Origin of the sequence: Pseudomonas sp. 1D4 (assembly GCF_001728925.1) — a bacterium.
Classification (GTDB): domain Bacteria; phylum Pseudomonadota; class Gammaproteobacteria; order Pseudomonadales; family Pseudomonadaceae; genus Metapseudomonas; species Metapseudomonas otitidis.
Genome location: NZ_LXJQ01000012.1, coordinates 97,031 through 105,404, shown reverse-complemented (window position 1 = coordinate 105,404; position 8,374 = coordinate 97,031). Strand labels below are relative to the sequence as shown.

Below are 8,374 nucleotides of genomic sequence, written 5' to 3'. Positions count from 1 at the left end.
GGGGACGGCGGTGGTGCCTGGGATGGGCGTTCGCGAGCAGAGCTCGCTCCTGCGGGGTCGGTGCCAGCCGGTGGGATTCCCGGGCTGAAGCCCGGGCTACGGAGTGCCCTGGCTCGGTGTGAGCGAGTTCATTCGCGAACGAGGTGAAGCAAGAGCATCGCGGCTGAAGCTGCTCCCTCAGGGTGGCCACCTGTAGCCCGGACTTCAGTCCGGGACCGGCGGTGCTGCCTGGGGTGGGCGTTCGCGAGCAGAGCTCGCTCCTACGAGGTTGGTACCAGCCGGAGGGATTCCCGGGCTGAAGCCCGGGCTACGGAGCGCTCTGGCTCGGTGGGTGCGAATTCAGTCGCGAACGAGGTGAAGCACGAGCATCGCGGCTGAAGCCGCTCCCACGGGGTGTTACGGGATGCACCTGAAAAAAGCCACGGGCCCAAGGGTGGGCCCGTGGTTTCACGCACAACCGTCGATCATGGCGCGCAGGCCCAGGCGGGGCTCCTGGAACAGCCGCGCATCCATCAGTTGGGGTTTGTCGACGAGGGGGCGGAAGTCCATGCGGGCAAGGATGTCGCGCTCGATGTCCACGCCCGGCGCGACCTCGATCAACTCCAGGCCCTCGGTGGTCAGGCGGAACACGCAGCGCTCGGTGACGTAGAGCACCGGCTTGCCGGCTTCGGCGGCGAGCCGGCCGGCGAAGGTGCGGTGCTCCACCTCGCGGACGAACTTGCGCAGCGCGCCGTCCTGCACGATGCGCAGGGCGCCGTTCTCGATGCGGATGTCCTGCGGGCCGGCGCTGAAGGTGCCGACGAAGACCACCGCCTTGGCGTTCTGGCTGATGTTGATGAAGCCGCCGGCGCCGGCCAGGCGCGTGCCGAACTTCGACACGTTGAGGTTGCCCGCCGCATCCGCCTGGGCCAGGCCGAGGAAGGCGAGGTCCAGGCCGCCGCCGTCGTAGAAGTCGAACTGGTAGGGCTGGTCGATCAGCGCGCTGTGGTTGCAGGCCGCGCCGAAGTCCAGGCCCGAGGCCGGCACGCCGCCGATCACCCCGGGCTCGGCGGTGAGGGTCAGCAGGTCGATCACCCCTTCTTCCGCCGCCACCGCCGCCACGCCTTCGGGCATGCCGATGCCCAGGTTCACCACTGCGCCGGGCTTGAGTTCCAGCGCGGCGCGGCGGGCGATGAGCTTGCGCAGGTCCAGCGGCATGGGCGGCAGGCTGCCCTCGGGCACCCGCACCTCGGCGGCGAAGGCCGGGTTGTAGGCGGTGGCGAAGGTCTGCTGGTGGTGCTCCGGTGCAGCCACCACCACGCAGTCGACGAGGATGCCGGGGATCTTCACCTGGCGCGGGTTGAGCGAGCCACGGGCGACAACCCGCTCCACCTGGGCGATCACCAGCCCGCCGGAATTGCGTGCGGCCATGGCGATGGCCAGGCTCTCGATGGTCAGCGCCTCGCGCTCCATGGTCAGGTTGCCGTCCTCGTCGGCGCTGGTGGCGCGCACCACCCCGACGTGGATGGGGAAGGTCTTGTAGAAGAGGTAGTCCTCGCCGTCGAGGGGCATGCGGCGCACCAGCTCCTCGGTGGTGCGGGCGTTGAGCTTGCCGCCGCCGTGGGCCGGGTCGACGAAGGTGCCGAGGCCCACCCGCGACAACTGCCCCGGCTTGCCGGCGGCGATGTCGCGGAACAGCTGGGAGATCACCCCCTGGGGCAGGTTGTAGGCCTCGATGCGGTTCTCCACCGCCAGCTTCTGCAGCCCCGGTACCAGGCCCCAGTGGCCGCCGATGACGCGGCGCACCAGCCCTTCATGGGCCAGGTGGTTGAGGCCCCGGCCCTTGCCGTCACCCTGGCCGGCGGCGTAGACCAGGGTCAGGTCGCGCGGCGCCTGCTCGGCCTGGAAGCGCTGCTCCAGGGCGATGGCGATGGCCTCGGCGAAACCGATGCCGACGAAGCCGCCGGTGGCCAGGTGGGCGTTGTCAGGGATACGCGCCACCGCCTCGGCGGCGCTCATCACTTTGCTCATGTCGTACCTCGAGCGTGGAATTGGGGGCTGCCTGCTTCTACTCATCAGAAGCTGCCGAACAGGCTGCCGAGGGTGATCACCACCACCAGGGCCAGCAGCGGGAAGATCACCGTGTTCATGAAGATGAATCTGTAGGAATCGCGGTGGGTCAGCTTGCAGATGGCCAGCAGCGAGATCACCGCGCCGTTGTGGGGCAGGGTGTCCATGCAGCCGGAGGCCATGGCGGCGACCCGGTGCAGCAGCTCGGGGCTGATGCCGGCGGCGTTGGCCATCTCCAGGTACTGCGCGCCAAGGGTCTTGAGGGCGATGGACATGCCGCCTGAGGCGGAGCCGGTGATGCCGGCGAGGATGTTCACCGCCACCGCCTCGGACACCAGCGGGTTGCCCGGCACGCTCAGCACCAGGTCGCGGATCACCACGAAGCCGGCGAGGGAGGCGATCACCGTGCCGTAGCCCACCTCGGAGGCGGTGTTGAGGATCGGCAGCATGGAGCCGAAGGTGCCGTCGTTGAGGCTTTGCTTCAGGTCCGCCCAGCGCCGCCAGTGCAGGCCGATGAGCAGCAGCACCGCCGCGCTGAGGGCGACGATGATCGACCAGATGCCGATCACCGACTTGGCGTCCTGCAGGCCGCCGAACTCGGGCTTGGCCAGGTAGCTGGTGTCGAGGTTGGGCAGCACCTGCTTGGCCATCAGGAAGTTCAGCGCGATCACCAGCAGGATCGGCAGCAGCGCCAGCCAGAAGCCGGTCACTGGCAGGCCGCTCTGCTCGGTCGGGTCGTCCTTGTGGCTGCCGTAGCCTTCGCCGGCGGCCATCAGCTTGCGGGCCTGGGCGGCGAGCCACCAACTGCCGAGGCCGAGCATGAGCAGCCCGCCGATCAGCCCGAGGATGGGCGCGGCGAAGGCGTCGGTGCCGAAGAAGGGGCTGGGGATGGCGTTCTGGATCGCCGGGGTGCCGGGCAGGGCGGTCATGGTGAAGGTGAAGGCGCCCAGGGCGATGGCGCCGGGCAGCAGGCGCTTGGGAATGCCCGCCTCGCGGAACAGCGCGGTGCCGATGGGGTACACGGCGAAGGCCACCACGAACAGCGACACGCCGCCGTAGGTCAGCAGCCCGCAGGCCAGCACGATGGCGAGGATGGCCCGCTCGCGCCCCAGCCGGGTGACGATGCCCTGGGCAATGGCGCGTGCGGAGCCGGAGTCGTCCATCAACTTGCCGAAGATGGCGCCGAGCAGGAACAGCGGGAAGAACTGGATCAGGTAGCCGCCCAGGGACTTCATGAACACCTGGGTGTAGGTGGGCAGCATCAACGCTGCATCACCGGCGAACAGCACCGCCAGCAGCGCCATCAGCGGCGCCAGGATCAGCACGTTGTAGCCGCGATAGGCCAGGAACATCAGCAGTGCGAGGGACAGCAGGATTCCGAGGGTACCCATGGGATTTCCTTCTTGTTGTTGTTTTGAACCGCCGCAGCGGCCGGGCCTGGGTCGGCCCTTTGCCGGTATAGAGCGAAAGCTGTGCCAGGTGGGCTGAAAAGCCCTGGGGAAGGCGCTGGTAGTGGGTTTGAGCCGTTAGCAGGAAGGGGAGCGAAGCGATTCAGGTGTCCACATGAGTGGACGGTGTCCTGTTTGTTGGACGCCTATTTCGAGTGATGTCCAAGAATATGGACGCCCCTTAACCCGAGCCCCCGGGTTGTAGGGGGGATGGCGCTTTACCCATCCACCAACACGCCCGCCCCCAAACACCGTGGCCGCAGGTAAAGGCACGCCCTGCCCGTGATCGACCCCGCACCGCGTGGATCGATGAAGCGCGATCCACCCTACGTCGGCCTTGGAGTTCCGTGGGGTATGCCGCTTCTCCATCCACCGACGTACCGACCCGTAGCCCGGGCTTCAGCCCGGGGCACCACCGCGCCCGCCCCCAAACACCGTGGCCGCAGGTAAATGCACGCCCTGCCCGTGATCGACCCCGCACCGCGTGGATCGATGAGGCGCGATCCACCCTACGCCGGTCTGGGCGTTCCGTGGGGTGGATGCCGCTTCTCCATCCACCGACGTACTGACCCGTAGCCCGGGCTTCAGCCCGGGGCACCACCGCGCCCGCCCCCAAACACCGTGGCCGCAGGTAAATGCACGCCCTGCCCGTGATCGACCCCGCACCGCGTGGATCGATGAAGCGCGATCCACCCTACGTCGGCCTGTGAGTTTCGTGAGGTGGATGCCACTTCTCCATCCACCGACGTACCGACCCGTAGCCCGGGCTTCAGCCCGGGGCACCACCGCGCCCGCCCCCAAACACCGTGGCCGCAGGTAAATGCACGCCCTGCCCGGCGACCAACCCCGCACCGCGTGGATCGATGAAGCGCGATCCACCCTACACCGGACTGGGAGTGCCGTGTGGTGGATGCCGCTTCTCCATCCACCGACGTACCGGCCCGTAGCCCGGGGAAACGTGCCCGTAGCCCGGCTACAAGCCGTGCGCCTGGAGCTTGTTGTAGAGGCTGGCGCGGGCGATGCCGAGGCGTTCGGCGGCGCGGGTGCGGTTGCCGTCGCAGGCGGCGAGGGCGGTGAGGATGGCGGCGCGTTCCGCTTCGGCCAGGCTGTCCGCCAGGGGGCGGATATCGCTCGGTGTGGACGGCTCGGGCGGTGGTGCAGGCTCGGCACCGGGCGGCAGCGGGTCCACCAGCAGCTCGGCCAGCTCCGCCCCATGCAGGGGCTGGGTGCCCTCGCCCAGCAGTTGCGCCCGCTCCAGCAGGTTGCGCAGCTCGCGCACGTTGCCCGGCCAGGGCTGGGCGCGGAGCAGGGCGAGGGCGTCGTCGGCCAGCTCCAGCGGTGGCTGGCTGGAGCGGCTGGCGATGTCGTCGGCGAGGTGCTCGATCAGCGCCGGCAGGTCTTCCCGGCGCTCGCGCAGGGGCGGCAGGCGCAGGGCGAGGACGTTGAGGCGGTAGTAGAGGTCTTCGCGGAATTCGCCGGCGGCCACCTTGGCCTCCAGGTCCACATGGGTGGCGGCGATCACCCGCACGTTCAGCGCCTTTACCTGGTTGGAGCCCAGCGGCTCCACCTCCTGCTCCTGCAGCACACGCAGCAGCTTGGCCTGCAGCGGCAGGGGCAGGTCGCCGATCTCGTCGAGGAACAGCGTGCCGCCGTCGGCCAGTTCGAACTTGCCGGCCCGCGCGCGGCGCTCGGCGCCGGTGTAGGCACCCGGCGCGGTGCCGAACAGCTCGGCCTCCACCAGGGATTCCGGGATCGCCGCGACGTTCACCGCCACGAAGGGGCCGCTGGCCCGCAGCGACAGGTTGTGGATGCCCTGGGCGAGCAGCTCCTTGCCGGTGCCGGTCTCGCCGCGCAGCAGCACGGTGGCGTCCAGTTGGGCGGCGCGGCGGGCCTGGCGCTTCACTTCGCTGGCGGCGGCGCTGGTGCCGATGAATCCGGCGATGGTGTAGCGCGCACGGCGGGCGCGGGCCAGCTCGCGCTGGGCGGCGGCGAGCTGGTTCTGCAACTGGGTGTACTTGGCCATGACCGGCTGCAGGTGGCGGGCGCGGTCGAACAGCACGAAGCCCAGGGCGCCCACCAGGGTGCCGTCGGCGTCGCGCAGGGGGATGCGGGTGACCACGAAGTGCTCGTCGCCGAAGGCCATCAGGTCGAGCATGCTCGGCGCGCCGCTCTGCACCACTTCGCGCAGGCGGCTGGCGGGCAGTACGTCCTCCACCTCGCGGCCGAGCACCGCGCGCGGGTCGGCGATGCCGAGCTTCCGGGCGTACTTGTCGTTGATCCAGACGATGCGCGCCTGGCGGTTCACTGCGATGGTGCCCTCGCACTGGGCGTCGAGGTGGTCGAACAGCAGCGGCATCGCCACTTCGCGGAAACGCTCGGGGGAGACGCCGATGATCAGGCCGTGGGGGTCGAGGTCGTCGCGGGAGATCGCCATGGGCACGGCTCCGGAAGGGAAACGCCGGCGATTATGGAAGCCGCGTCGCCGGCCCGGCAAGAAAGCCTGAACTCCGCTGGCGCAGCGGCGGTCGACTGCAGGTACCCACTGTCTTGCACGGAGTCGTCATGGACCTGATCCGCATCCTCATCGCCATCCTCCTGCCGCCGCTGGGCGTCTTCCTCCAGGTGGGCTTTGGCGGCGCCTTCTGGCTGAACATCCTGCTCACCCTGCTGGGCTACATCCCCGGCATCGTCCACGCGGTGTACATCATCGCCAAGCGCTGAGGCACCAGGGCACCCTGCGCCCCCGGCTCCGGCCCTGTCGGTGGTTGAACGGGCTGCGTTGCCGCTTGGCGAATTCGCGGCCTTCGGACCGGTCGGCGACGTCGCGCCCCTGCCAGGTCACCGGCGCTGGCTGGCGAGTTGTGGATGGAGGCGACGGCGTAGCTCGGAAACGGTCATGGGTCCTGCGAGCGCACCCGCATGGCCTGCGTGGACATTTTATGCATCAGGTTGTCGGCGGTTCGGTCATAGGCTGGCCAGAAACGTTCGGTGCTGAACAGCTTGGGGTCGTTGGCTAACATCGGGTTATCCACAGTGGAGACTACCGCGACCATGTTCAGCTCCCGTACCACGCGGCGCTGCACTTCCTCGGAGAGAAAGTAGTCAATCACCAGGTAGGCGGATTGCAGCTTTTCGCCACTCACTCCTTTGACAATGTTCATTGTGTCCAGCCAGGCGGTATCACCTTCGGCAAACTCTACCCGCTGCCAGTTCTCGCCACGTGCGCGCCGAGCGGCTATCTCTGGGCCGTAGCTGGCCACTAGCAGTTGCTTGTCGCGAAACTGTGGTGCGCTTACCCAGAATTCGTCGACCTGGCCGTACAGGCGATTAAGGAAATCCTGCGCGGGGCTGCCCTCTGCAGCGAGCCGCTTGGCGTCTTTGCGTTTGCCGCTGCGCATCAGGTCGTGCAGGAGAAAGGGGGGGTCACCAAGAGCGAGAAACGCCAAGGCGACATTAGGCTGCACCTGGCCGCTGGTGAGCGATAGCTTGCCTTTCCAGCGCGGCTGCAACAGATCGCCCAGGTGCCGTGGCAACTCGTCCTTGTTCAGTTTTTGCATGTTTGCCCAGATGCCGTAAGTCCCTCCACCGAAGGGCACATAGAGCAGGCGGTCGCCGTCCATCCCCATGCCCAGGCGGGCCAGTTGTGGCAATAGCTGCTTGAAACGTTTAAGGCGCGTGGGATCAATGGCCTGCAGCAAACCCGTCATCCGGCCTTGCTGCATCTTCAGATAGTTGAGGGTCAGGAAACTCAGGTCGGCTCTGCCGCTGCGCAGCAGCATGAACATCTGTTCAGGGCCTTCGGCGTAGGGGGTGATGACCTCTGCCTTCACCGGCAGCCCCTGTTCGGCCAGAGCATGGTTGATAGCCACCAGGTCTTTAGCGCTGACATAACCCTCCCAGGTGAGGATTCGCAGGGTCTGCTCGGCAACGGCACAGTGCACCACACCTAGAGTTAGCCACAGTGCAGCCATCAGCTTGAGCATGGACGCTCCTGAAATGCAGGAAGTGCCTTGATACTAGGTGCTGCTGGCACTGCCTGCCTGCCGCCTGACCAAAGGAATGGCCCGTCCTGAGTAAGGGTTGCACCTTCGCCCTTGTTTCAGGAGAGCCCCGATGGCAGAAGGTATCCGTCGCAGTCAGGGTGATTACACGCAGGTTTTCAAGCTGGCCGTGGTCGATCAGGTCGAGAAAGGCGAGATGAGTTACAACGAGGCTCAGGCTCGCTACGGCAGCGCCCATGCGGTGTACATCATCGCCAAGCGCTGAGGCACCGGGGGCGCTGTGGGCCCCCGGTGCCGGTCCAGCAGGCGGTTGGACAACTGCGTTGCCGCTGTGGCGTTGAAACGGTGGGTTAGTGCCGCGTGGCGAATTCGCGGCCTTCGAACAGGTCGGCCACGTCGCGCACCCGCACCCACTGGCGGCCCTGCCATTCCATCAGGCTGAACTCGCGTCCCTGCCAGGTCACCCGGCGCTGGCGGGGCAGTTGCGGCGTGGCGGCGGAGCGCAGCGCGGGCACCACGTCCTGGGTCAGCCATTGGCGCAGGGCGCGGTGTTCGGGGTGGTAGAAGTTGACCTTGAGCAGCTCGAACACCGCGCTTTCGTTGATCAGCAGCACGTCCTGCTCGCCGCCCTGTACGTACTCCACGCGGGCGTGGCGCCATTGGTCCGGGTCCAGCTTGCGCGACAGGCGTTCGTCGAAGCGGTGGTTGGTGAGGGGGCCGAGGTCCTGGGCGACGAACCAGACCTGGTCGTCGATCAACAGGGCACGCAATGCGCGGTGATGGCGGTGGAAAACCGTGGGGATGTAGCACTCGTAGGACATGGTGAGACTCCTTCCTTGTAGGGGGAGCCCGCCACCGGTTCCTGACTGCATGAGG

Annotated in this window: 7 protein-coding genes; 2 read left to right on the top strand and 5 right to left on the bottom strand. The window is 67.6% G+C overall.

What is annotated here, in order from left to right; genetic code table 11:
* Positions 1 to 447: 447 nt before the first annotated feature.
* The 3 genes from A7D27_RS09065 to A7D27_RS09055 form a co-directional block, all read right to left on the bottom strand.
* Entirely contained in the window at positions 448 to 2,010 is a 1,563-nt protein-coding gene (locus tag A7D27_RS09065) for an acyl CoA:acetate/3-ketoacid CoA transferase (RefSeq protein ID WP_069564682.1), read from the bottom strand.
* A gap of 44 nt (positions 2,011 to 2,054) precedes the next feature.
* Complete coding sequence (locus tag A7D27_RS09060) at positions 2,055 to 3,440, bottom strand: GntP family permease (RefSeq protein WP_069559024.1); 1,386 nt, start codon at positions 3,438 to 3,440, stop codon at positions 2,055 to 2,057.
* 1,030 nt (positions 3,441 to 4,470) lie between these two features.
* Positions 4,471 to 5,931 (bottom strand): sigma-54-dependent Fis family transcriptional regulator, encoded by a 1,461-nt coding sequence (locus A7D27_RS09055; protein ID WP_069564681.1) that lies wholly within the window; start codon positions 5,929 to 5,931, stop codon positions 4,471 to 4,473.
* A 128-nt stretch (positions 5,932 to 6,059) separates the two neighbouring features.
* On the opposite strand from A7D27_RS09055, the gene A7D27_RS09050 reads away from it, so the two are divergent.
* Positions 6,060 to 6,218, top strand: a complete 159-nt coding sequence (locus A7D27_RS09050; RefSeq protein ID WP_003084988.1) for a YqaE/Pmp3 family membrane protein — start codon at positions 6,060 to 6,062, stop codon at positions 6,216 to 6,218.
* A 173-nt stretch (positions 6,219 to 6,391) separates the two neighbouring features.
* On the opposite strand, the gene A7D27_RS09045 is transcribed toward A7D27_RS09050, so the two are convergent.
* Positions 6,392 to 7,480, bottom strand: coding sequence for a PotD/PotF family extracellular solute-binding protein (locus A7D27_RS09045; RefSeq protein ID WP_069563543.1), 1,089 nt, complete (start codon positions 7,478 to 7,480; stop codon positions 6,392 to 6,394).
* Between the two features lie 130 nt (positions 7,481 to 7,610).
* Between A7D27_RS09045 and A7D27_RS28310 the strand changes: the two genes are divergently transcribed.
* Entirely contained in the window at positions 7,611 to 7,763 is a 153-nt protein-coding gene (locus A7D27_RS28310; RefSeq protein WP_165665614.1) for a hypothetical protein, read from the top strand.
* Positions 7,764 to 7,848: 85 nt separating this feature from the next.
* Here A7D27_RS28310 and A7D27_RS09040 read toward each other — a convergent pair whose 3' ends face one another.
* Complete coding sequence (locus A7D27_RS09040) at positions 7,849 to 8,319, bottom strand: Bro-N domain-containing protein (RefSeq protein WP_069564680.1); 471 nt, start codon at positions 8,317 to 8,319, stop codon at positions 7,849 to 7,851.
* Positions 8,320 to 8,374: the final 55 nt, after the last annotated feature.

What these genes read in the sequence shown, in the direction of transcription:
- A7D27_RS09065 (WP_069564682.1), bottom strand. Translation starts at nt 2,010, where the DNA reads ATGAGCAAAGTGATGAGCGCCGCCGAGGCGGTGGCGCGTATCCCTGAC.
- A7D27_RS09060 (WP_069559024.1), bottom strand. Translation starts at nt 3,440, where the DNA reads ATGGGTACCCTCGGAATCCTGCTGTCCCTCGCACTGCTGATGTTCCTG.
- A7D27_RS09055 (WP_069564681.1), bottom strand. Translation starts at nt 5,931, where the DNA reads ATGGCGATCTCCCGCGACGACCTCGACCCCCACGGCCTGATCATCGGC.
- A7D27_RS09050 (WP_003084988.1), top strand. Translation starts at nt 6,060, where the DNA reads ATGGACCTGATCCGCATCCTCATCGCCATCCTCCTGCCGCCGCTGGGC.
- A7D27_RS09045 (WP_069563543.1), bottom strand. Translation starts at nt 7,480, where the DNA reads ATGCTCAAGCTGATGGCTGCACTGTGGCTAACTCTAGGTGTGGTGCAC.
- A7D27_RS28310 (WP_165665614.1), top strand. Translation starts at nt 7,611, where the DNA reads ATGGCAGAAGGTATCCGTCGCAGTCAGGGTGATTACACGCAGGTTTTC.
- A7D27_RS09040 (WP_069564680.1), bottom strand. Translation starts at nt 8,319, where the DNA reads ATGTCCTACGAGTGCTACATCCCCACGGTTTTCCACCGCCATCACCGC.